Here is a 21,751-nt window from a genome sequence, read left to right on the forward strand (position 1 = left end):
CTACGCCGTAGCTGCCGATAGGTCCGGCGACGGGCCCGCGCGGACCGTCGAGCCGCCACCGAAGCACTCGCTCACCAGTGTCGTCGCAGCTTGCAGTGTCTCCCGCCGAGCGTCGCCCGCCGAGGGTCGACCCGGTGGTGCGCGGCCACAACGAGGGACACGGCCGGCGGCTGATCAAAGCTTTCGAGGCGCTCGAGAGCTTCCCTGCGTTGGCGGCGTCGCGCGACCGGGTGCTCGAGGTCGTACGCGACGAGCACGCCTCTACGGGCGAGGTGATCCGTGCGATCGAGTCCGACGTGGCGCTCGTAATCACCGTGCTGCGCATCGCCAACCGCATGGCGGGCAAGAAGCGCGGCCGCATCGCGAGCGTGCCGGCGGCGCTCGAGATCCTCACCCGCGACGGCGTCGCTGCGCTCGCCTCGCGCACGCGCACCTTCGACTTCTTCGAGCGCACACCAGGCTGGGAGGCGGCCCCCGAGCGGTTCCGTTTGCACGCCATCGCCACCCAGGTCGCGGCCGATCGCCTCGCCCGCGAGCTCGAGTATCCCGAGCGCGACGAGCTGCTCTGTGCCGCGCTGCTGCACGACATCGGCAAGCTCGTGCTGATGCACGCCTATCCGGCCTATCCCGACCAGATCCATCGCGGTGCGCGCACCCCCGAGGAGCGTGTCCACCGCGAACGGCGCGAGCTCGGCGTCGACCACGGCGTGGTCGGCGGCGTGCTGGCTCGCCGCTGGGCGCTGCCGACTCGGTTGGCGTCGGCGATCGAGCGCCACCACGCCGACGACGTCTCGGGCGAGGCGGCGCTGGTGCGGCTCGCGGACATGCTCGCCCACTACGCCCACGGGCAGGCGATCACTCCCGGCAAACTGCTCGAGGCGGCGAAGCTGTGCGGGCTCAGCACCAAACAGCTCCGGGCGGTTCTGTACGAGCTGCCACATGGCGGGACGGCCGAGCGGCGCGCGGTCGAGCCCTGCCCGCTCAGTGCGCGCGAGCTCGAGGTGCTCCGGCGCCTCGCTGAGGGCAAGGTGTACAAGCAGATCGCCGCCGAGCTCGGGCTGTCGACGAGTACGGTGCGCACTCATCTGCACAACACCTACGCCAAGCTCGGTGCCGTCGATCGCGCACAGGCGGTGCTGATCGCCACCGAGCGCGGCTGGCTGTAAGGGACGGCGCCTCCCTCGCCTGGCGCTCGGTGCAACCGGCGCGCATGTAGCGCACGCGGTCGCTCGCTCGGGCGCTAGCCGGGCAGCGAGCGCTCCTCCTCGCCGCGGTAGGCGTACGCCGCCTCACGCACCGCGTCGCTCGACTCGAGCCCGGCACCGAGCGCGCCACCGAGCGTCGCCAGCGACCCGAGCAGCCAAGCAAGGCGCAGGTAGTCGCTGAACTGCGCATCTCCGCCAGCCTGACTTGCCAATAGCGACTCGGGTAACAGCAACAGCGCTCCTGCGAGCGCTAGCACAAAAAGCGTCCCATAGAGGACGATCGTGCCCACCGCCACGGTGAGGGCGGTGGCGGCGTTGAAGAGCGCCGCCTCGTCACGGGCGTGGCGGCTCGGTGCGCGCTCCCACAGCCCGTGGGCGACGACCAGCGTCGTCGACGTGACGGTGACCGAAAGGAGCGAGAGGGCTAGCAGCCGTGGCGTCGACAGTCGATCTGCGATCGCCCAGATGTCGGGGGTGACCAAGCTGAACGCGATCGCAGCTAGCGAAGCGACGACCGCGCGATAGAGCCGCAGCGCCAGCCGCCAGGGACGGTTGGCGCGCACCATGCCGAGCAGCAGACGGAAGCGGCCCGGTGAAGCCAGCGACACCCAACCGGTGTCGGGATGCGGTCCCTCGGTGTGGAGCTCGACCAGCTCGTCGAGCCAACGGCGCATGCGCCGTGCCCGGCGCTGTTCGCGACGCTTGTGCGCGCCGTCGCGGGTCGCCGCACCGACGCGCTCGCCAAGCAGCGCATCGACGAGCGCGTTGAGTGCGCGCTCGACACCGCGCCGCAAGCCCATCGGGCCGATCGCCGGCACCGACACGACCGCGACGCCGTGGGTGGGGCTCGCGTGCCAGACGACGGGTCGGCCTCCGATCCGCAGTGGCAGGTCGGTGAGCACGACGGCGAGTTCCCAGTCACCTTCCAGCAACCGCCGGCGGGCCTCGGCGACGAGGTCGGACGCGGTCGCTGGTGGGGCGACGAGGGCGTCGGGCAGCACCGGCACTTGCCAATCGAAGTGCGGGTAGCGCTCGGCCAGCAGCGTGCGTAGCGGCTCGGCAAGCTCGACCGCCAGCTGGTGGGGGAGCCCGGGGGCAGCGATCAGACCAAGCTGCGCACACCGGCGCTCGGTGGGTCTAGCGCTTGTGGCTGCGCTGGCGCCGCTCGTGCGGCTCACGCTCGCGTTGCTGGCAGCGGGCGCAGGGCTGCTCGCGCCCGCGTTTCCAGGCGGAACCGCATCCCCATCGGTCATCGGGCACTAACACGCGCCGCAGCGCGCCCCGCTTCGGCTCGTCGGCGAAGCCACACAGCCGCGCCGACAAGCGCGCCGGCGGTGTCGATAAGCCAGTCGCGAACCGTGCCGGCGCGTCCGGGAACGAACGTCTGGTGGTACTCGTCGCTTGCGGCATATGCCGACGCCAGTAGGACCGCCACGACAGCCGATGTCCGTAGCGCCAGCGCACCGCTGCCCGTAAAAGCGCGGCACCACAGCCACGCAAGCACGGCGTACTCAAGAAAGTGCACGATCTTGCGGCCGACGAAGTCGATCAAGCCGAGGTTCGTGTGCAGGTGCGGCTGGTCGGAAAAGAAGAAGATCAACGCCATCAGTGCTAGCGGCGGAAGCCACAACCCGACAGCCGTGCGGGCACGGACGCGCGCGAAGCGCGCCGGGCCCTTGCTGGGAGCGTGCCCCGGTGCGGTCGGCGCGGAGCTGTGTTGGTCCGTGCGCCGGACCGATCTCGTAGAGTGACTAGCGGTGTTAGTGATCACGACAAAGTCACCCTACGCGGTTCGAGCGCTATGTGAGCTCGCTCTGCGTGCTGAAGAGGGACCCGTGCCGATCGCCGAGATCGCCCGGGCGCGCGACATTCCCGTCCAGTTCCTCGAGAGTCTGTTTTCGATTCTCAGGCGGGGCGGAATTCTGCAGAGCCAGCGGGGTGTGAAAGGTGGCTATCAGCTGGCGCGCCCCCCAGAGGAGATCAACATCCTCGAGGTCGTCGAGCTGCTCGAGGGCGAGATCGGTCAGGGCGCGTCCGAACACGGGCCGCTCTGGGAGGACGTGGTGCGCGCCGTCAAGGACGTCCTGGCAGGACACACGTTGCGCGACGTGGTCGAGCGCGAGGCGCAGCAGGCGGGCGCCACCATGTACTGGATCTAGCGCGGCCAGCGCCAACGCCGCGATGCTGCGCGAACGCTCGACAGGCCGGCCGCCCGCAGCGGTCGTCGACAACCTCGCGCAGCTGATCGGCAACACGCCAATGGTCAGGCTGCGCCGGCTCGACCCCGAGTGCGGCGCGGAGATCGTCGGCAAGCTCGAGGCGTACAACCCGGCGGGCTCGGTGAAGGACCGCATCGGCTGGGCGATGCTCGCCGCGGCCGAGGCCGAAGGCCGGATCGAACCGGGCCGCACGACGATCGTCGAGCCGACGTCTGGCAACACCGGCATCGCGCTCGCCTTCGTGTGCGCCGCCCGCGGCTACCGCTTGGTGTTGACGATGCCGCAGGGGATGAGCCGCGAACGCGAGCGCCTGCTGCGCCTTTACGGCGCCGAGGTGATCGAAACCGAGTCGATGGGTGGCATGGACGAGGCAGTCGAGGAAGCGCGCCGGCTTGCCGAGTCGGGCGACGAGTTCTTCATGCCCGACCAGTTCTCGAACCCCGCCAACCCCGAGGCGCACCGGCGCGGCACCGCCGAGGAGCTTTGGCGAGATCTCGAGGGGCGCATCGATGTGCTCGTCTGCGGGGTTGGAACTGGTGGCACGATCACTGGTTGCGGCGAGCGGCTGAAAGAGCGCAATCCGGCGCTGCACGTCGTCGCGGTGGAGCCGCGCACTTCAGCGGTGCTGTCGGGGCGCCGACCCGGTCCACACCGCATCCAGGGAATCGGTGCCGGGTTCGTGCCACCCGTCCTGAACCGCGAGGTGATCGACGAGGTCGTCACGGTCGCCGACGAGGACGCGCTCGCCACAGCCCGTGCCTGTGCCCGGCGCGAGGGCGTGTCGGTGGGCATCTCGGCCGGGGCGGCGCTGTGGGCCGCGCTGCAGGTCGGGCGCAGGCGCGAATGGCAGGGCCGGACGATCGCGGTGATCCTGCCCGACGCCGGCGAGCGCTACGTGACGACGCCGTTCTTCGTCGAATGATGCGCAAGGGCGCGAAACCCCTTGGGCCTGTGGCACGCTTGCGGCGGGCTGTCGGAGACGCTATCGCGGCGGCACGCGAGCGGGACCCGGCCGCTCGAGAGCTCGGCAGCCTCACGATCCTGCTGACATACGGCGGGGTCCAAGCGGTGCTGGCACACCGCGTGGCGCACGCCCTGTGGCGAGCCCGTGTGCCGCTTGTGCCGCACGCGATCATGCACGTGGTACGGCTCGCGACGGGGGTCGAGATCCACCCGGCGGCGCGGCTCGGCAAGCGTCTCTTCATCGATCACGGTGTCGGGGTCGTGATCGGCGAGACGGCCGAGGTCGGCGATGACGTCACTCTCTACCAGGGCGTCACGCTCGGCGGCACCGGTTTCGCGCGCGGCAAGCGCCACCCCACCGTGCGCGACCGCGTGATCATCGGCTCGGGAGCGAAGGTGCTCGGGCCGGTCGAGATCGGCGAGGGAGCGAAGGTGGGGGCCAACAGCGTGGTTATCCACGACGTGCCGGCTAACTCGACGGTCGTCGGCAACCCCGGTCATCCGGTGCGCGTCGACGGCAAGCGCCCGACCGGCCCTGACGCCGACTGGGCGCACCTGCCCGACCCTGTCGCCGATGCGATCACCCACCTCGCCGAGCGGATCGACACCCTCGAGCGTCTGGTCGAAGAGCTGACCGGGCGGCGCCCGGCCGGCGAGGTGCGGCGCTTCGAGCGTCGGCGCGGGCCGAGCTCCGCCGGCGGCTGACCGCAGCGCAACTCGCTGCGGCACGCAGCGCACGGACGGCGCGCAGCTCGCCGCTGCACGCCGCGGGTGCCGCGGCCGACCGCAGCTAGCGACCGCGCGCCGCGTTATCTATCGGCGTGAGCATCGGCGTGGCAGCTGCGAGAAAAGTGGCGACGGTCGCCTGCGCGCTCTGCCTGACGTTTGCCGCGCTGCCGTCGGGCGCGCACGCCCAGCCGCTCGCGACGGTCTGGGCAGTCGGCGACGGTGCGATCCCCGAAAGCACCGACGACGCCGTCGCTGCGCTCGTCGGAAGCGAGCCGCCGAACGCCTTCCTCTACCTCGGCGACGTCTACGAGCGCGGCACGGCCAGCGAGTTCCAACGCAACTACGACACCGCCTTCGGGCGCTTCAAGGCGGTGACCTATCCGACTCCCGGCAACCACGAGTGGTTGGAGCGCAGCCAGGGCTACGACCTCTACTGGGGGCCCCGTGTCCGCCAGCCCGATGGCGGCCACTGGTACTCGTTCGATCTCGCCGGCTGGCACTTCGTGAGCCTCAGCAGCATGGAAGCCACGGCGCGCGGCTCACCCCAAGAGACGTGGCTGCGCAACGACCTCGCCCGCTACCCCGGCAGCTGCACGGTGGTCTTCACGCACTACCCGCGCTTTTCGGCCGGACCGCAGTACAACACGCCGCGTCTCGAGCCGCTCTTCGCGGCGAGCGCCGGGCGTGCCGTAGCGTGGCTCAGCGGCCACGCGCACAACTACCAGCGGCTGTGGCCGACGCGCGGGATCACGCAGTTCGTCGTCGGCACCGGCGGACGCGCGCCGAGCGCTCCCGATCGCACCGACCCGCGCGTAGCCGCCGCGTTTGGCGGTGTTGCCGGCGCGCTGCGCTTGCGGCTCGGTGTCGGCGAGCTCGCTTATGCGTTCGTCGCGATCGATGGGCGTGTGCTCGACACCGGCACTCTCGCATGCCGCACCCACTCTGCCGTGTCGTCGCGGCTCGTGTGGGTGCTCCCCCGCGACGGCTCTGAGCGGCGCACGGTGCGCCGGCTGGCCGGTCGTGTCGCCTACGCGCGGCGCGTCTCGCTGACGCTCGTCAGGCGGGTCGGCGCGCGCTGCGAGGCGCTCGGCGCCGACACGCGCGGCGCGCTCGTCTTCGCGCGCGCCTCCTGCCGCACGCGCCGCTACGTGCGTCCTAGCTTCAGCCGCGAACCGCTCGCGGCCAGCGGCCGTTTCGACCTCCAGCTGCCGTCGCGCTTGCCGCCGGGCGCCTACCGTCTCACGGTGTCGGCACGCTCGCCGGACGGCCGCCTGTACCGCAGCGACGTGCGCTTCCAGGTGCGTCCCTGAAGCGGCCAGGGTCGCCGCGCACTCCCCCGAGCGGTCACGCTCGCTGCACGCGATCGCTGAAGCGGTTAGTAGAAAACGGTACGCGTGCGGTGGCGCGGCCGCGCCTTGTAGCGGCGGTCCTGCCCGCGGTTCCACAGCCACACATCGATCTCGCGGGGCGGGCGCCCCACGAGCGCGGCCAGTCGCTCGCAGGCACAGACGGCCGCGGCGCGGATCTCCCGCTCGGGCGGGGAGTTGGCCGGAATCGGCTCGCCACGGTCGATCCGTGCGGCGAGCGCGGGGTCGTAGCGAAGCACCCCGTCGACACGGAGCACGTGCGGCACGAGGTTATCGGCGAAGATCGTCAGATCGTCGAGATCTCCGAACGTCGCGACACTGGCGAGAGCGAGGTCGTTGGCCGTGATCTGGGCGCGCTTCCAGAAACCGCGGTCGTCGAAGAACGGCATCGCGCGCGCCAGCGTCGCCGCCAGCCGTTTGGCTGACCCGTCGGCACTCGCGACCACCGCGAGCGGCTCACGCTCCCCGAGGAACGCACCGAGATCCCGCAGCGCCCGCGCGAAAAGTGCCATCAGCGGGTGCTCTGGATCCTGTCCCAGCACATGCGCCACGGTCTCGGCAGAGATCGCGCGCAGCTCGGCGTTCGACCAGGGGCCATGGGCGCGGAAGTGGTCGGCGAGCGCCGAAGCAATCGTGCGGTACCCGGAACGCCCAGGGCGCTTTCGTAGCGTCGGAAACCAACCGGAGCCGAAGTTGATCGCGTCGAGCGTCAGGAGGTACGCGCACACCTCGCTGCGGCCGCCGTCGAGAAAGTGGTCGTCGCTGTCGAGCGCAGGCGGATCGCTGGCGAGCCCTTCCTGCGCCCAGCGCTCAGCGGCGCGCTCGAGCCCGCTTTCGTCGATCGTCACGTAACGAGCTGCCGCGACTATCCCGCGGCAGTAGCGGCGCACCAGCTCGGGCAGATCGTCGCCGGGGAGCGGCGCGTCGCCAGGCGGCGGCAGACCGGGGGCCTCCTCTTGCGCCGAGCCGCGCGCGCGAGCGTGCCGATCGAGCGCCGCCACCTGCCTAGCTTCCGCGCACGCCCGCTACCTCGCGCACACGTCCGCCGTGGCGCAGCGGCGTCACGAACGTCGCGGTGGCGAGTGCCACCAGCGCCGCGGCGGCGAAGGCCGAGGCGGGAGCGTGGTGGTAGAGCGGTAGCCACGCCAGCGGCGCCGCCGCCTGGCCGGCGAACTTGAAGGCCGAAACGAGCGAGGCGGCACCGGCACGGTTGCCGGGAGCGGACTCGACGACGAGGGTGTTGAGCGCGGCCCACATCAGCGCCGAGAAGACGCCGGCCGCAAACCAGAGAGCAGCGAACGCCGCCGTCGAGTCGGCGACGCCGAGCAGCGCCACCGCTGCCGCCGCGAGCGTCGCCGCGGCCGCGGCTACCGGCACGCGACCGACGCGATCGACGAGGATCCCGCCCGGTCGGCCGGCGAGCACACCGGCGGCACCGAACGCAGCGAGCAACAGGCCGCGGTCCTCGGAGCCGAGACCGAAAGCGTCGCCGGCGCGCAGCGCGACGAGGAACGACATGCCCGTGACGCTCATGTAGGCAGCGAAAGCTGCACCCGCGAGCAGTGCGATGCGACGATCGCAAAGCGTTCGCAGGCGCGGTGGCGATCCCGCACGCCGCTGCGCCACGGGCAGCGGTGCTGCCACGGCCAGGGCGGCGCCGACCGCAGCCGGGGCGAGGAAAGCGAGCCGCCAGTCGACCGCCGCGGCGAGACCGCCGCACAGCGGCGAGAGGGTGACGGCCAGCGTTTGCGTGGCCCCGAACGTGCCCATCGCCCGTCCGAGCCGCTGCGGCGGTGTGTGGTCGGCGAGCGCGGCGAGCACGAGCGGCGTCAGGAAGGCGTTGGCAATCCCCTGTCCGGCGCGGGCGGCGAGGAAAGCGCCTAGCGTGGGCGCGAAGGCAGCGGCGAGCGACGCCGCCGCGTAGGCGAGATAGGCGGCACGCACGACCTCGCGCCGGCCGACCCGCTCGCCGATCGTGCCCGAGACGAGCTGGATCGCCGCGAACGGAACGAGGTAGGCGGGAATCGCTGCCGCCACCGCGGCGGTCGAAGCGCCGAACGCCGCCCGCAGCTCGGGCACCATCACGGCGACGATCGCGCCGCCGAAGGGACCGAGGAAGCCGCCGACGTAGAGCGGGAACGTTCGCGCGCGCACGGTGCGCAACCGTACCGCGCCGGAGCGGTGGCCGCCGCCGCGCCGAGATCTATTCTCCGGCTGTGCCAACCGCCGCCGAACCGACCACCGCCGACGCGCCTGCGCTCCTCGAGCGCTTGAACCCCGAACAGCGCGAGGCGGTCGAGCACGGCGGGGGGCCGCTGCTCGTCCTCGCAGGCGCGGGATCCGGCAAGACGCGCGTCCTCGTCCACCGCATCGCGTATCTCCTCGCACGCGGCTTGGCGCGTCCGCACGAGATCCTCGCGATCACCTTCACCAACAAGGCGGCCGGCGAGATGCGCGAGCGCGTCGCCCAGCTGGTCGGACCCGACAGCGCCCGCGCGATGTGGGTGATGACCTTCCACGCCGCCTGCACGCGGATGTTGCGCGCCCACGCCGACAAGCTCGGCTTCACGCGATCGTTCGCGATCTACGACGAGCAGGACTCGCTGCGGCTGGTGCGGGCGTGCGTCGAGGAGCTCGCGCTCGACCCGCGCCGCTACCCGCCGCGTGGCTTGCGCCAGCGGATCTCGGACGCCAAGAGCAAGCTCGTTACGCTCGCCGAGCTGCGCGCCGAACCCGAGCGCTTCGGTGGCGAGGAGCCGCTCGCCGTGTTCGAGCGTTACCAGCGGCGCCTGCACCAGGCGAACGCGCTCGACTTCGACGACCTCTTGGTGCGCTGCGTCGAGCTGTTCGAGCGAGCCCCGGCGGTGCTCGACCGCTACCGCGACCAGTTTCGCTGGATCCTCGTCGACGAGTACCAGGACACCAACCGCGCCCAGTACCGCTGGCTGCGTTTGCTCGCGGGCGAGCGACGCAACGTCTGCGTGGTCGGTGACGACGACCAGTCGATATACCGCTTCCGCGGCGCCGACGTGCGCAACATCCTCGACTTCGAGCGCGACTTTCCCGACGCGCGCGTGATCAGGCTCGAGCGCAACTACCGCTCGACGACGACGATCCTCGAGGCCGCCAACGCCGTCATCGCCAACAACCCCGAGCGCAAGCCCAAGCGCTTGCGCAGCGAGATCGGTGGCGGCGAGCCGGTGCGGGTCGTCGAGTGCAGCGACGAGCACGAGGAGGCGCGTTTCGTCGCCGCCGAGGTCGAGCGGCTCGTGGAAGAGGGCGCCTCGCTCGGCGAGATCGCTGTCTTCTACCGAACCCACGCGCACGCACGCGCGCTCGAGCACGTTTTGCGCGAGCGCGCGATCGCCTACCGCGTGCTCGGCGGGATGCGCTTCTACGACCGTGCCGAGGTGAAGGACGCGCTCGCCTATTTGAGCCTGCTCGTCAACCCGGCAGACGAAGTCGCGTTCCGGCGCGTCGTGAACGTGCCGGCGCGCGGTGTCGGCGAGCGCTCGCAGGCGCGCGTGCTGACGCACGCCCAGACGCTCGGCCGCCCGGTCCTCGAAGTGGCGCTCGACGCCGGGTCGGTGCCCGGTTTGACGGGACGTGCGCGCCGCGGGCTCGAGCGCTTCGCCACGCTGATCGAGGAGCTGCGCGAGCTCGCCGACAGCGGGGCCGGGGTCGGCGATCTGCTGGCCGAAACGCTCGAGCGGTCGGGCTATCTCGAGGAGCTGCGCAACGAGGGCACGTTCGAGGCCGACGCGCGGATCGAGAACCTCGAGGAGCTCGTTTCCTCGGCGCGCGACTTCGAACGCACGAGCGCGAACCCCACCGCCGAGGCGTTCCTGGAGCAGGTGGCGTTGTTCTCCGAGCAGGACCAGCTCGCGCCCGGCGAATCGCAGCTGACGTTGATGACCGTGCACAACGCCAAAGGGCTCGAGTTCGACACGGTTTTCGTCGTCGGCCTCGAGGAGGGTGTCTTCCCCCACCAACGGTCGATCGACGGAGGCGAGGTCGACGAGGAGAGGCGGCTGTGCTACGTCGCGATCACGCGCGCCAGGCGCCTTCTCTACCTGACATACGCGCGCAGCCGCCAGCTGTTCGGTCAGCGCGACTGGTCGTTGCCGAGCCGTTTCCTCGCCGAGCTGCCTGCCGACTGCTGCCGGTGGACGACCGCCGTGGGTGGCGGTGCGCCGGCGTTCGCAGCGTCCACGCGCGCCAGCGGTGGGGGAGGCGCGGGCAGCGGAGAGATCGCTTCCAGCGCCTCGTTCACTCCGCGCGCGGACGGGGCGCGCGAGACCCAGCCGGCACGCAGCTTCGCGGTCGGCGACGACGTCGAGCACGCCAAGTTCGGTCGCGGTGTCGTGATCGGCGTCGGCGGCGATGGAACGGTGCTCGTGCGCTTCGCGGCCGACGGCAGCGAGCGGCGGCTGATGGTCGAGTACGCACAGCTGCGGCGGCTGTAGCCTGCCGCGCCGTGAAGGCAGCAGCGATCGACGGACGTAGCGTCGCCGCGCGTGTGCGCGAGCGGGTGCGCGCGGCGGTTGCCGAGCGCGTCCGCGCCGGCCTGCCGCGGCCGGGGCTCGCGACCGTGCTCGTCGGCGACGACCCGGCGTCGGCGATCTATGTGCGGCGCAAGCAAGAGGCTTGTGCCGAGGTGGGCATCGCCGCGTTCGACCACCGCCTGCCGGCTGATGCTGGCGAGGAACGGGTGGCGGCCACGCTCGACGCGCTCAACGCCGACGCGCGTGTGCACGGCGTGCTGTTGCAGTTGCCGCTGCCCGACGGTCTTGACGCTGCCGCACTGATCGATCGCATCGATCCCGCCAAGGACGTGGACGGTCTCACGACCGTCTCGCAAGGGCGGCTAGTGACGGGGCGCCCCGGTCTGCGGCCGTGCACCCCGCGCGGGGTGATCGAGCTGCTCGACGCCTACGGCGTGGACCTGACCGGAGCGGAGGCTGTCGTCGTCGGTCGCTCGGAGCTTGTCGGCCGGCCGCTCGCGCAGCTTCTGCTCGAGCGCAATGCGACGGTAACCGTCTGCCACTCGCGCACGCGCGAGCTAGCGCGCGTCACGGCACGGGCCGATGTGCTCTGTGTCGCCGCCGGTGTGCCGCGCCTGATCGGCGCCGACTACGTCAAACCCGGGGCGGTGGTGATCGACGTAGGTATCCACCGCCTGCCCGAGGGGCTCGTCGGTGACGTCGACTTCGACGCGGTTGCCGCGCGCGCCCGTCTCGTCACACCTGTCCCTGGCGGCGTCGGGCCGATGACGGTGGCGATGCTTCTCGACAACACCTTGCGCGCCGCAGAGGCTGCGACCGCGAAAGCCGCCCCCTGACCACGCTCGCCGCGGACCTCCTGGCGTCCCGAGCGCGAGGACACAGCCAGCCCGACTATGTAACACTGTTCCGTGTAACCATCCGAGGAGGGGGCTGGGTGGCCGACTGGAACGTCGAAGGCAAGGTTGTACTCATCACAGGCGCAGCGCGCGGCATCGGGGCGGCGGCTGCCGAGCGGCTGTCTGCGCGCGGCGCGAAGCTATCGCTCGTAGGGCTGGAGCCGGCGCGGTTGCGAGCGCTAGCCGAGCGGCTGGGCAGCGATCGCGCCGCTTGGTTCGAGGCCGACGTCACCGATAGCGACGCGGTTCAGCGCGCGGTCGCAACCACGGTCGAGCGCTTCGGCGGCTTGGACGTCGTCGTCGCGAACGCCGGCATCCACCTCATCGGCGCCGTGCAAACAGCGCCGCTCGAGCAGCTCGAGCGGGAACTCGAGGTCAACCTGTTCGGTGCGGTGCGCACGGTCAAAGCGGCGCTACCGCACGTAGTCGAGCGGCGCGGGTACGTCCTCGTGGTGGCGTCGCTGGCCGCGGCCGCTCACGCCCCGCTGATGAGCGCGTACGCGGCGTCGAAGGCAGGTGTCGAGGCGTTCACCAACTGTCTGCGCCAGGAGCTCGCTCCCACCGGGACGCGCGTCGGCTGCGCCTACTTCGGCTTCATCGACACCGACCTCGTCCGCCGCAGTTTCGAGCATCCGTCGACCAAGGTCGCCGAGCGAGCGATGCCCGACTTCCTGCGGCGCCCGCTGCCGGTCGACGCGGCCGCGGCGACGATCGAGCGCGCGGTGCGTGAGCGCAGGGCGCGCGTGTGGGCGCCTCGGTGGGTGGGGGCGATGCTCGCGCTGCGCGGGATCTTGCAGCCGCTGTCCGAGCGTCTCGCGGTACGTCGCGGTCACGTCGCCGAGGCGGTGCGGCTGACCGACCCCCGTGTGGTCGCCACCGCGCAGGATCCGCGGCTGGGTATCGCCGTTCCAGCGGGCGGTGACAGCGCCGATGCGCAGACCGCCGAACGGTCGGGGCAGGCGAGCTAGCGCCACCTCGTCAGGTCGGTAGGCCGGGCTCCAGCGCCGCGCGCGGCGGGCAAGCGTCGACGCGCTATGGGAGCGCCCGCGCCACTGTGGCCGGTGCCGGCGGCCCGATCGCGATGCGTTGCGACATCCCGCGCAACGCGCCATGCCTCGCCAGAGCGGCGTAACGGCCAGGGACGGCTGTTGTCACGACGAGTTGCGCGCGCCCGCGGCGATCGCTGCGAGCGCGTGCGCCCGCAAAGGTCACAGCAGCCCCCGCGACGGCCCGGCCGCGCCGAGTGACCCGCACCACCACCTTGGCCTGCCGGCCCACGCCGCCGAACGCGCCCCGCTGGCTGACGAGACGCGCGCTGACCTTCAGCCCCGGTCGTCCACGCGCACGCACGAGGTGCAACATCGCCACCCAGCGCCCGAACGTCGGACGGGTGGCGAGGGGAGCGATCAACCAGTTGAGCTCGCCGCCGAACACACGTGTCGTGACGAGCCCCTCGGACTCGCCGGCGACAGCGTCTAGCGCCACCTCGAGCCGGCGCTCACCGCTCGTGGTGTCGATCGACCAGATCGCGAAGCCCGCGTCTTGGCCGGCGAGGAACAGGCGGCTGCCGACGAACGCGCCGCCCGTGACACCGCTCGGCGGCACCGCGCCCACCAGCCAGCGCGCAGCCCGCAGAGGAGCCCCGCGCGGCGCGGCGTGGGAACGAGCGATCGCGCTCGTACGGTAGGCGAGGAGGTCGCGACCGCTCGACGTCCAGGCGTACTTGCCGCTCGGATCGACCTCCACCCACATCGCTTTCGCGATCTCGCTGCGATCGAGCAGTACCAGGTAGCGCCACGACAGATCGTCGGGATCGGCGACAGCGATAGCGCCCTGGCCACAGGTGTTGCCGCGGCCGGGCACGTAGCACTCGAGTGGCAGCAGGAGGCGACCGCCCCCGGCGCGGTCGAAGGACGGATCGCCGATGTGGTTGAAGCCGTAGGCGGCAGCGACGTCGGCGGGGATTGCTTGGGGACGGCCATCGACGCGCAACCCCTGCCGGGTGGTGCGCCACAACCCCGAGAAGAAACCGGTGAAAAACAGCGACCGCCCGTCGCTCGTCGCGCCCTGCCAGTAGTCGGTCGGGAAACCGCTCCAGCCGGTCAAAAGCCAGCGGCCCGGATCGCGCGGCCCAGGGTCGCCGGCGGCCGCTCGGCGCGCTGCCGGCGCCGACGCTTCAGCTGCCTGCGCGAACACCGACGGCTCGCACAAGGCGCCCAGCGCCACCACCGCGACCGTCGCAGCGATCCGGCTTACCTTGCTGTGTAGCACCGCTCCTCCCTGCGATCGTCCCGCCCGACTGTACCCGCCGCCCGCGGGTAGGCTGCCCAACCGTGCGCCTGGATCGCTTGCGCAGCGGCGAGTGGCTTGCTCTGGGGGCCGCGGTTGCCCTGGTCTGGGCGCTCGTCGCGCTGCCGGCGCAGGGCGAGAGCAGCGCGCTCGCCGAGCTCGGCGTGCGCGACCTCCTCCTGCTTGCCGCAGCGGCGGCGGCGCTGTTCGCATGGCTTGCGACCGCTCTTTCGTCGACCACGCCGCTGCCCGTGGCCGGCACCGCTTGTGCCGGCACCGTGACCTTGATCGCAGCGCTGTTTGCGACCGTGCACCTTCTGACCCACCTCGGCAGCGCCGAAGGCGGCGATTTCGCCACCGCCGCTCTCGTCTGGATCGAGCTTGTCGGCCTGGGCCGCGGGCTCGCCGACGAGCGTCTGGGGTTGCCGGAGGACCCCCGCGACCACACCGGTGCGCGCGCGAGCGCCGCCGTCTACCCGCACGTCGAACGGATCCCCGCCCCATCGCCGACAGCGTCGCCCCCCTCGCCCGGTACCGGCCGCGAGACCTAGACGCACGTAGAATCGCGGGCCGTGATAGAGCGCGACCAGGTTCTGCACGTCGCTCGCCTCGCCCGTCTGCGGCTGAACGACGAGGAGGTGGAGCGCTTCACGCGCGAGCTCGGCACGATTCTCGAGCACGTCGAGCGCATCCAGCAGCTCGATCTCGCGGGCGTGGAGCCCACCAGCCACGTCGTCGAGCTCGTCAACGTTCTGCGGCCGGACGAGCCCGGCCAGTGTCTTGACCGCGACCGCGTGCTCGCACAGGCGCCCGACGCCGCCGAGGGCGGTTTCCGCGTTCCGAGCCCTGGGACGTCCTGATGCAGGAGCTGCTCGCGCTCGACGCCCACGCGCTGATCGCCGCGATACGCCGCGGCGAGCTCTCGTCCCGCGAGGTCTTCGACACCTACCGCGAGCGCGCTGCCAGCGATCCTCTCGGCGCTTACCTGTGGGTGGCCGAGAGCGGACGGCCGGTCGACAGCGCAGCGCCGCTGGCCGGCGTTCCCGTCGCCGTCAAGGACATCTTCTGTGTCGATGGCGTCCCGACGACCGCCGCCTCGCGGATCCTCGAGGGGTACGTGCCGCCTTACACCGCCACTGTCGTCGAACTACTCGAAGCGGCCGGTGCGCCGCTGCTCTGCAAGACCAACATGGACGAGTTCGCGATGGGCTCGTCGAACGAAAACTCGGCCTTCGGACCGGTGCGCAACCCGTGGGATCGCGAACGGGTTCCGGGCGGATCGTCAGGCGGGTCGGCGGCAGCCGTCGCCGGCGGTCTGGCGCCGTGGGCGATCGGCACCGACACCGGCGGATCGATCCGCCAGCCGGCCGCTCTCTGCGGCGTCGTGGGGCTCAAACCGACCTACGGGGCGTGTTCGCGCCACGGGATGATCGCCTTCGCCTCGTCGCTCGATCAGGCGGGGCCGATCGCTCGCAACGTGCGCGATTGCGCGCTGCTGTTGCGGCACATGGTGGGTCGCGATCCTGCCGACGCCACATCGGTCGGTCTGCCCGAGGACGTGCTCGTACCGCAGGCCGAGCGCCTCGACGGTGTGCGGCTCGGGGTGGTCGCGGAGCTGATGGGGGAGGGGATCGAGAGCGGCGTGCGCGGATGCGTCGAGCGGGCGCTAGCGCTCGCCGAGGAGCTCGGAGCGAGCGTCGAAGAGGTGCACCTACCGCACGCTCCCTACGCGATCTCCGCCTACTACGTGCTGGCGCCGGCCGAGGCCAGCGCCAACCTCGCCCGCTACGACGGCGTCCGCTACGGGTTGCGCGTCGACGGCGACGACCTCACCGCCATGTACGAGAACACCCGCGCCGCGGGCTTCGGCGCCGAGGTGAAACGGCGGATCATGCTCGGCACCTACGCGCTTTCGTCCGGCTACTACGACGCCTACTACGCCACCGCCCAGCGCGTGCGCACGAAGATCGTCGAGGACTTCCGCGCCGCCTTCGCGCGCGTCGATCTCGTCGTCTCGCCCACCTCGCCGACGGTCGCGTTCCGCCTCGGCGAGCGGGTTTCCGATCCGCTCGCCATGTACCTCTCCGACGTCTGCACGGTGCCGATGTCGCTCGCCGGCATCCCGGCGATCTCGATTCCGGCGGGGCTCTCCGACGGGCTGCCCGTCGGGTTGCAGATCGCCGGGCCGCCGTTCTCGGAGAACCGCGTGCTGGAGGTGGCGCACGCCCTCGAGCAAGCGCTCGCGTTCGAGGGCGTGCCGCGGGAGGTGGAGGTGAAACCCGCATGAGTGCGGCGGTGGGAGAACGGGTGGAGTTCGAGCCGGTCATCGGGCTCGAGATCCACGTCCAGCTGGCGACGCGCACCAAGATGTTCTGTTCCTGCCCGCTCTCCTTCGGCGAGGAGCCGAACACCCGCACCTGCCCGGTGTGCCTTGGGCTCCCCGGAGCGCTGCCGGTGCCCAACAGCGAGGCGGTGCACTTCGCGCTGATGATCGCCCTCGCCTTCGGGTGCGAGATCGCGCCGCGCGGGCTCTTCCACCGCAAGAACTACTTCTATCCCGACCTTCCCAAGGGCTACCAGATCAGCCAGTACGACGAGCCGCTCGGACGCAACGGCCGCCTCGGCGACGTCCGCATCCACCGTGTGCACCTCGAGGAGGACGCCGCAAAGCTCGTGCACGCTTCGAGCTCGGGGCGGATCCACGGCGCGGAAGCGTCGATCGTCGATTTCAACCGGGGCGGCACGCCGCTCGTCGAGATCGTCACCGAGCCCGACCTGCGCTCGCCCGAGCAAGCGGCCGAGTTCGGGCGTCTGCTACAGGCGACACTGCGGCGCCTCGGCGTCTCGGACGTGAACATGGAGGAGGGGTCGCTGCGGATCGACGCCAACGTCTCGGTGCGCCCGGCCGGCAGCAGCGAGCTCGGCACCAAGACCGAGCTCAAGAACATGAACTCGTTCCGCTTCCTCGAGCGCGGGCTCGCTGCCGAGATCGAGCGCCAGCGAGCGCTTCTCTCAGCCGGCGAGCCGGTGGTGCAAGAGACGCTCCACTTCGATCCCCGCAGCGGCACCCTCGCGCCGCTGCGTTCGAAAGAGGAGGCGCACGACTACCGCTACTTCCCCGAGCCCGACCTGGTGCCCCTGGTGCCGACCGAGGACATGATCGCCCGCGCACGCCAGGCGCTGCCGGAACTGCCGGCCGAGCGCGCCGAACGCTTCCAGCGCGAGCTCGGTCTCGCCGCCGACACTGCCCGCCTGCTCGCTTTCCGGTTCGAGCTCGGCGACTTTTTCGAGTTAGCGCTTGCCGCCGGCGACGGTGTCGACGCACGCGCCCTCGCAAACTGGACGGTCAACGAACTCGCGGCGCGAGTCGGTGACGGCGACCCAGCGGCTTCGCCGCTCACCGCCGAGGCCTTCGCCCAGCTCGTGTCGCTTGTCCAGCAGCGGCGGATCTCGGCGGCGGCCGGCAAGGACGTGCTCGACCGGCTCGTTGCCACTGGCGGCGATCCTCACAAGATCGTCGAAGAGCTCGGCCTCGAGATGGCGGCTAGCGACGAGCTCGACAGCATCGTCGACGAGGCAATTCGCGAAAACGCCGACGCCGTTGCCAAGATCCGCGCCGGCAAGGTGCAAGCGGTGGGAGCGATCGTGGGCGCGGTGATGCGCGCCACTCGCGGCCGCGCCGACGGTGCCGAGGTCCAGCGGCTCGTGCGCGAGAAGCTGGGCCTGTGAGCGACGAGCTCTCGCAGCGGGACAAGATCGACCTCGCTGGCTGCGAGTTGCGCACAGCGCGCGGCAGCGAACTGCGGCGGGCGCGCGACTTCGCGCGCGCGGTCGTCGACCGCGAGCTGCGCGCGCGCGGGATCGAGCCGTGGTACGGCGCTCCCGGCGGGCGGGACTGGGAGCGCGAGAGTGCGCTGCAGGCTTTCCTACAAGCACAGCCCGGCGCCCGCTTCGTCGTTTGCGAGCGCGCGGGCGAGCTGATCGCAGTGGCGCGCACGACGCGTTTCGAGACGATGGACGAGGCGCTCGAGGTGGTGGTGGCGCCCGAGTACGCACGACGCGGGCTCGGCCAGGCGCTGCTCGCCGAGCTGTGGCCGGGAACGCCGACGCCCGACCTCGGCCGGCTGGCGTTCGTGCCGGGAACCGCGGCCGACCTCAACCTCTACCTGTCTTTCGGCGTGATGCCTGTGGCCGGGCGCTGGCACTTGCGCATCCCCTCGGCGCTTTACCGCGAACGGCGCGCCGCCGAGGTCGTCGACGAGGATCCAGCGCCCGTTCACGTGCTCGAGGCCGGCACGGCGCTCGACACCTGGGCGGCGCTAGAGGAGAGCGCGCTCGGTTACGCACGGCCTTGGCTGCACGAGTGGTTCGCCCGCGATCGGGTAGCGCTGGGTGTTGTCGCGGGCGACGGTCGCCCCGACGCTGTCTGCTGGGTGAGCGCCGACGGCGACGTCGGGCCGGCGGTCGCACGTCGTCCCGAGGACCTCGTACCCGTCGTGCTGGCGGCGCTCGACCGGGTGGCGAGCGCCTGCGACGCTCCCGAGCTGGCGATCCAGTGCACCACGCCCGCGTGGTGGCTTTTGCGGCGGCTGCGCCTGCTTGGTTTTCGCCTCCACTGGCCGAGCTGGATCCTGAGCTCGGTTCCCTGCCCGGCCCTCGACCGCTATCTGCCTGTTCAACCGCCGGCACTGCTCTGAGCGCTCGCCGCGCGCCGTGTCGCCCGCGACCGCTGTGGTCGCGAGGGGTGGCGTTCGTGCTTTGCTTAGCGCCACGATGGGCGGTTCGGCTGGCAGGGCGCTCGTTCGGCGCGGGGCGCTGGTAGCGCTCGTCGTCGTCGGCGGGTGGGTCGCCTTCAAGGTGGCGGTCGGCCTCGTCGCGACACTCTTGTGGCTGGCGCTCGGAGCGCTCGTCGTCGCCGCGCTCGCCTACCTGCTTCTCGTCTGGAGGTAAGGGGGTGGAAGGCGGCGCCTACGTCGTGATCGCGTTCTTCTGCGGACTGTCGGCGGGTGTGATCGGGCGCATCAAGGGGAGCTCGTTCTGGATCTGGTTCCTGGTCGGAGCGGCGGTCCCATTGCTTGGCACGCTCGCCGCCGTTCTCTACCGCAACGAGCGGGCGCTGCCACGCCGCCCGTGCCCGGGCTGCGGCGCCTCGCTGGCGATCCACGATCAGGTGTGCATGCGCTGCGGTCTCGACCTCCCGCCGCCCGAATTCGCCTCTGACGAGAGCGGCGACGCCCGCGGCTGAGCGGCGCAGCGAAGCCGCTCCGCGCTGGTAGACTCGCGCACGCCGCCGGCGGCGAGTGCGGGCGGGCGAGCGGCAATGCGAGCTGTCGACGCGATCATCGAGTGTCTCAAGGCCGAGGGGGTCGAGCACCTCTTCGGCATTCCTGGCGGCGCGAACCTGCCCACCTACGACGCGCTCTACGACGCCGGCATCCGCCACATCCAGTGCCGCCACGAGCAGGGCGCGGGTCACGCGGCCGAGGGTTACGCGAAGGCTTCCGGCAAGGTCGGGGTGGCGCTTGCGACGTCCGGTCCCGGCGCCACCAACCTTGTCACGGCGATTGCGGACGCGCACATGGACTCGGTGCCGTGCGTGTTCATCACCGGGCAGGTGCGCACCGAGCTGATCGGCACCGACGGCTTCCAGGAAGCCGACGTGACCGGCATCACGATGCCGATCGTCAAGCACTCCTTCCTGATCCAGGATCCGCGCGAAATCCCGCGCACGATCCACGAGGCTTTCCACATCGCCCGCACAGGGCGGCCAGGTCCCGTGCTCGTCGACATCCCGCAAGATCTGTCGCGCGCCGACATCCCCTACGAGCCGATCGATCTCGACAAGATCTCGCTGCCCGGCTACCAGCCGACGACAGAGGGGAACGCCAAGCAGATCCGGCTCGCTGCCAAAGCGCTCGCGCACGCCAGACGGCCGGTGATCTACGGCGGCGGCGGGATCATCAACGCCAACGCGGCCGAGGAGTTCCGCCAGTTCTGCACCTCCGACAACTTCCCGGTAACGCTGACGCTGATGGGGCTGGGGGCGCTGCCCGGCGACCACCCGCAGTTCCTCGGCATGCTCGGCATGCACGGCACGCGCACCGCCAACTACGCGATGGACGAGGCCGACCTGATCGTCGCCGTCGGCGCCCGTTTCGACGACCGCGTGACGGGCAAACTCTCGGAGTTCGCGCCGCGTGCCAAGTTCGTGCACATCGACATCGATCCGGCCGAGATCTCAAAGAACGTTCCCGCCCACATCCCGATCGTCGGCGACGCCAAGAAGGTGCTGCCGAAACTCACCGCTGAGTACCGCGCGCTCGGCGCCGACCCCAAGCGTCTCGACGCCTGGTGGGAACGGATCCGTGGCTGGCAGAAGAAGTACCCGCTGCGCTACGACGAGACGCCCGATGGCGAGATCAAGCCGCAGCGCATGATCGAGACGCTCTACGAAGTGACCGGCGGCGACGCGATCATCACCTCCGACGTCGGTCAGCACCAGATGTGGACCGCCCAGTACTACAAGTTCAAGCGGCCGCGTCAGTGGATCAACTCCGGCGGTCTCGGGACGATGGGGTTCGGGCTGCCGTCGGCGATGGGCGCCAAGGTGGCGCGCCCCGACGAGACGGTGATCTGCGTCGCCGGCGACGGCTCGTTGATCATGACGGTGCAAGAGCTCGCCACCTGCGTCACCGAGAACATCCCGGTGAAGGTGTTCATCATGAACAACGGCTACCTCGGGATGGTCCGGCAGTGGCAAGAGCTCTTCTGGAACCGCCGCTACTGTGCGGTCGAGATGGGACCAAGCCCCGACTGGGTGAAGCTCGCCGAGGCGTTCGGTTGCAAGGGGATGCGCTGCACCGACAAGAACGAGCTGGCCGACGCGATGCGCGAGGCGATCGCCCACGACGGCCCGGTGGTGCTCGACATCCATGTCACGCGCGAGGAGAACTGCTTCCCGATGATCCCCGCCGGCGCACCGGCGCGCGAGATGGTGGGGTAGGCGAGGGACGAGCGTGGGCGAGCCGGCGACCAGCGAGATCCTCGACCTCGACCGCCTCGAGGCGACGGGCGGACTGCGCACCGGTCGCCGCCACACGCTGTCGCTGTTGGTAGAGAACAAACCCGGTGTGCTGGCGCGCATCGCCGGCCTGTTCGCGCGCCGCGGTTTCAACATCGACTCGCTCGCTGTCGGTCCCACGCAGGACCAGACGCTGTCGCGGATCACGCTCACCGTCGACGGTGCTCAGCACCCGATCGATCAGGTCACCAAGCAGCTGCACAAGCTCGTGAACGTGATCAAGATCCGCGATCTGGCGCCCGAGGAGAGCGTGCGCCGAGAGCTCGCCCTCTTCAAGATCGCGGCCGACGCCGAGAGCCGCGACCAGGTCGTGCAGCTCGCCGAGATTTTCCGTGGCAGGATCGTCGACATCTCGCGCCGCTCGCTGGTCGTCGAGCTCACCGGCACCGACGACAAGATCGAGGCGTTCGAAGAGCTGGTCAAACCCTTCGGCCTGATCGAGATGGTGCGCACCGGCGAAATCGCCGTGGCGCGCGGCCGCTCCGCGACCTAGCCGG

Annotated in this window: 22 protein-coding genes; 17 read left to right on the forward strand and 5 right to left on the reverse strand. The window is 71.1% G+C overall.

What is annotated here, in order from left to right:
• Positions 1 to 134 precede the first annotated feature (134 nt).
• Positions 135 to 1,166: an HDOD domain-containing protein gene (locus JDY09_RS04300; RefSeq protein ID WP_274717821.1), complete on the forward strand. Its 1,032-nt coding sequence runs from the start codon at positions 135 to 137 to the stop codon at positions 1,164 to 1,166.
• 74 nt (positions 1,167 to 1,240) lie between these two features.
• Here JDY09_RS04300 and JDY09_RS04305 read toward each other — a convergent pair whose 3' ends face one another.
• A complete protein-coding gene (locus JDY09_RS04305; protein ID WP_274717822.1) occupies positions 1,241 to 2,383 on the reverse strand; it encodes a hypothetical protein in 1,143 nt (380 codons plus the stop codon).
• Between the two features lie 71 nt (positions 2,384 to 2,454).
• Positions 2,455 to 2,835, reverse strand: coding sequence for a VanZ family protein (locus JDY09_RS04310; protein ID WP_428837451.1), 381 nt, complete (start codon positions 2,833 to 2,835; stop codon positions 2,455 to 2,457).
• A 133-nt stretch (positions 2,836 to 2,968) separates the two neighbouring features.
• Between JDY09_RS04310 and JDY09_RS04315 the strand changes: the two genes are divergently transcribed.
• The 4 genes from JDY09_RS04315 (at position 2,969) to JDY09_RS04330 (ending at position 6,426) form a co-directional block, all read left to right on the forward strand.
• Positions 2,969 to 3,364 carry an RrF2 family transcriptional regulator gene (locus JDY09_RS04315; protein WP_274717992.1) on the forward strand — a complete coding sequence of 132 codons (396 nt, stop codon included), beginning with the start codon at positions 2,969 to 2,971 and terminating at the stop codon, positions 3,362 to 3,364.
• A 22-nt stretch (positions 3,365 to 3,386) separates the two neighbouring features.
• The gene (gene cysK, locus JDY09_RS04320; protein WP_274717825.1) at positions 3,387 to 4,346 is read left to right on the forward strand and encodes a cysteine synthase A; all 960 of its coding nucleotides are present in this window, start codon (positions 3,387 to 3,389) and stop codon (positions 4,344 to 4,346) included.
• A complete protein-coding gene (gene cysE, locus JDY09_RS04325; protein WP_428837452.1) occupies positions 4,343 to 5,092 on the forward strand; it encodes a serine O-acetyltransferase in 750 nt (249 codons plus the stop codon). Before cysK ends, cysE begins: the two co-directional genes overlap by 4 nt.
• 128 nt (positions 5,093 to 5,220) lie before the next feature.
• Positions 5,221 to 6,426, forward strand: a complete 1,206-nt coding sequence (locus tag JDY09_RS04330) for a metallophosphoesterase family protein (RefSeq protein ID WP_274717826.1) — start codon at positions 5,221 to 5,223, stop codon at positions 6,424 to 6,426.
• Positions 6,427 to 6,491: 65 nt separating this feature from the next.
• Here the strand turns inward: JDY09_RS04330 and JDY09_RS04335 are convergent, their stop codons facing one another.
• Positions 6,492 to 7,484 carry a queuosine salvage family protein gene (locus tag JDY09_RS04335; protein ID WP_274717827.1) on the reverse strand — a complete coding sequence of 331 codons (993 nt, stop codon included), beginning with the start codon at positions 7,482 to 7,484 and terminating at the stop codon, positions 6,492 to 6,494.
• A gap of 4 nt (positions 7,485 to 7,488) precedes the next feature.
• Positions 7,489 to 8,637 (reverse strand): MFS transporter, encoded by a 1,149-nt coding sequence (locus tag JDY09_RS04340; protein ID WP_274717828.1) that lies wholly within the window; start codon positions 8,635 to 8,637, stop codon positions 7,489 to 7,491.
• A 62-nt stretch (positions 8,638 to 8,699) separates the two neighbouring features.
• Here JDY09_RS04340 and JDY09_RS04345 point away from each other — a divergent pair, with 62 nt between their 5' ends.
• The 3 genes from JDY09_RS04345 (at position 8,700) to JDY09_RS04355 (ending at position 12,852) form a co-directional block, all read left to right on the forward strand.
• Positions 8,700 to 10,949, forward strand: coding sequence for an ATP-dependent helicase (locus JDY09_RS04345; protein WP_274717829.1), 2,250 nt, complete (start codon positions 8,700 to 8,702; stop codon positions 10,947 to 10,949).
• Positions 10,950 to 10,960: 11 nt separating this feature from the next.
• Positions 10,961 to 11,824: a bifunctional methylenetetrahydrofolate dehydrogenase/methenyltetrahydrofolate cyclohydrolase FolD gene (folD, locus tag JDY09_RS04350; protein WP_274717830.1), complete on the forward strand. Its 864-nt coding sequence runs from the start codon at positions 10,961 to 10,963 to the stop codon at positions 11,822 to 11,824.
• Positions 11,825 to 11,922: 98 nt separating this feature from the next.
• A complete protein-coding gene (locus JDY09_RS04355; RefSeq protein ID WP_274717831.1) occupies positions 11,923 to 12,852 on the forward strand; it encodes a short-chain dehydrogenase/reductase in 930 nt (309 codons plus the stop codon).
• A 64-nt stretch (positions 12,853 to 12,916) separates the two neighbouring features.
• Here the strand turns inward: JDY09_RS04355 and JDY09_RS04360 are convergent, their stop codons facing one another.
• Complete coding sequence (locus JDY09_RS04360) at positions 12,917 to 14,155, reverse strand: hypothetical protein (RefSeq protein ID WP_274717832.1); 1,239 nt, start codon at positions 14,153 to 14,155, stop codon at positions 12,917 to 12,919.
• Between the two features lie 62 nt (positions 14,156 to 14,217).
• On the opposite strand from JDY09_RS04360, the gene JDY09_RS04365 reads away from it, so the two are divergent.
• The 9 genes from JDY09_RS04365 to ilvN all read left to right on the forward strand — a co-directional run bounded on the left by JDY09_RS04365 (position 14,218) and on the right by ilvN (position 21,747).
• Positions 14,218 to 14,724, forward strand: coding sequence for a hypothetical protein (locus JDY09_RS04365; RefSeq protein ID WP_274717833.1), 507 nt, complete (start codon positions 14,218 to 14,220; stop codon positions 14,722 to 14,724).
• A gap of 21 nt (positions 14,725 to 14,745) precedes the next feature.
• Positions 14,746 to 15,033 carry an Asp-tRNA(Asn)/Glu-tRNA(Gln) amidotransferase subunit GatC gene (gatC, locus tag JDY09_RS04370; RefSeq protein ID WP_274717834.1) on the forward strand — a complete coding sequence of 96 codons (288 nt, stop codon included), beginning with the start codon at positions 14,746 to 14,748 and terminating at the stop codon, positions 15,031 to 15,033.
• A complete protein-coding gene (gene gatA / locus JDY09_RS04375) occupies positions 15,033 to 16,460 on the forward strand; it encodes an Asp-tRNA(Asn)/Glu-tRNA(Gln) amidotransferase subunit GatA (RefSeq protein WP_274717835.1) in 1,428 nt (475 codons plus the stop codon). The genes gatC and gatA overlap by 1 nt, the downstream gene beginning before the upstream one ends.
• Positions 16,457 to 17,902: an Asp-tRNA(Asn)/Glu-tRNA(Gln) amidotransferase subunit GatB gene (gatB, locus tag JDY09_RS04380; protein ID WP_274717836.1), complete on the forward strand. Its 1,446-nt coding sequence runs from the start codon at positions 16,457 to 16,459 to the stop codon at positions 17,900 to 17,902. The genes gatA and gatB overlap by 4 nt, the downstream gene beginning before the upstream one ends.
• Positions 17,899 to 18,870, forward strand: coding sequence for a GNAT family N-acetyltransferase (locus JDY09_RS04385; RefSeq protein WP_274717837.1), 972 nt, complete (start codon positions 17,899 to 17,901; stop codon positions 18,868 to 18,870). The genes gatB and JDY09_RS04385 overlap by 4 nt, the downstream gene beginning before the upstream one ends.
• 76 nt (positions 18,871 to 18,946) lie before the next feature.
• On the forward strand, positions 18,947 to 19,123 hold the full coding sequence (locus JDY09_RS04390; protein ID WP_274717838.1) for a hypothetical protein: 177 nt from the start codon (positions 18,947 to 18,949) through the stop codon (positions 19,121 to 19,123).
• 4 nt (positions 19,124 to 19,127) lie between these two features.
• Entirely contained in the window at positions 19,128 to 19,418 is a 291-nt protein-coding gene (locus JDY09_RS04395) for a hypothetical protein (RefSeq protein ID WP_274717839.1), read from the forward strand.
• 75 nt (positions 19,419 to 19,493) lie between these two features.
• Entirely contained in the window at positions 19,494 to 21,176 is a 1,683-nt protein-coding gene (gene ilvB, locus JDY09_RS04400) for a biosynthetic-type acetolactate synthase large subunit (RefSeq protein ID WP_274717841.1), read from the forward strand.
• A gap of 13 nt (positions 21,177 to 21,189) precedes the next feature.
• Entirely contained in the window at positions 21,190 to 21,747 is a 558-nt protein-coding gene (gene ilvN / locus JDY09_RS04405) for an acetolactate synthase small subunit (protein WP_274717843.1), read from the forward strand.
• Positions 21,748 to 21,751: the final 4 nt, after the last annotated feature.

Origin of the sequence: Thermoleophilum album (genome assembly GCF_028867705.1) — a bacterium.
Lineage (GTDB): Bacteria > Actinomycetota > Thermoleophilia > Solirubrobacterales > Thermoleophilaceae > Thermoleophilum.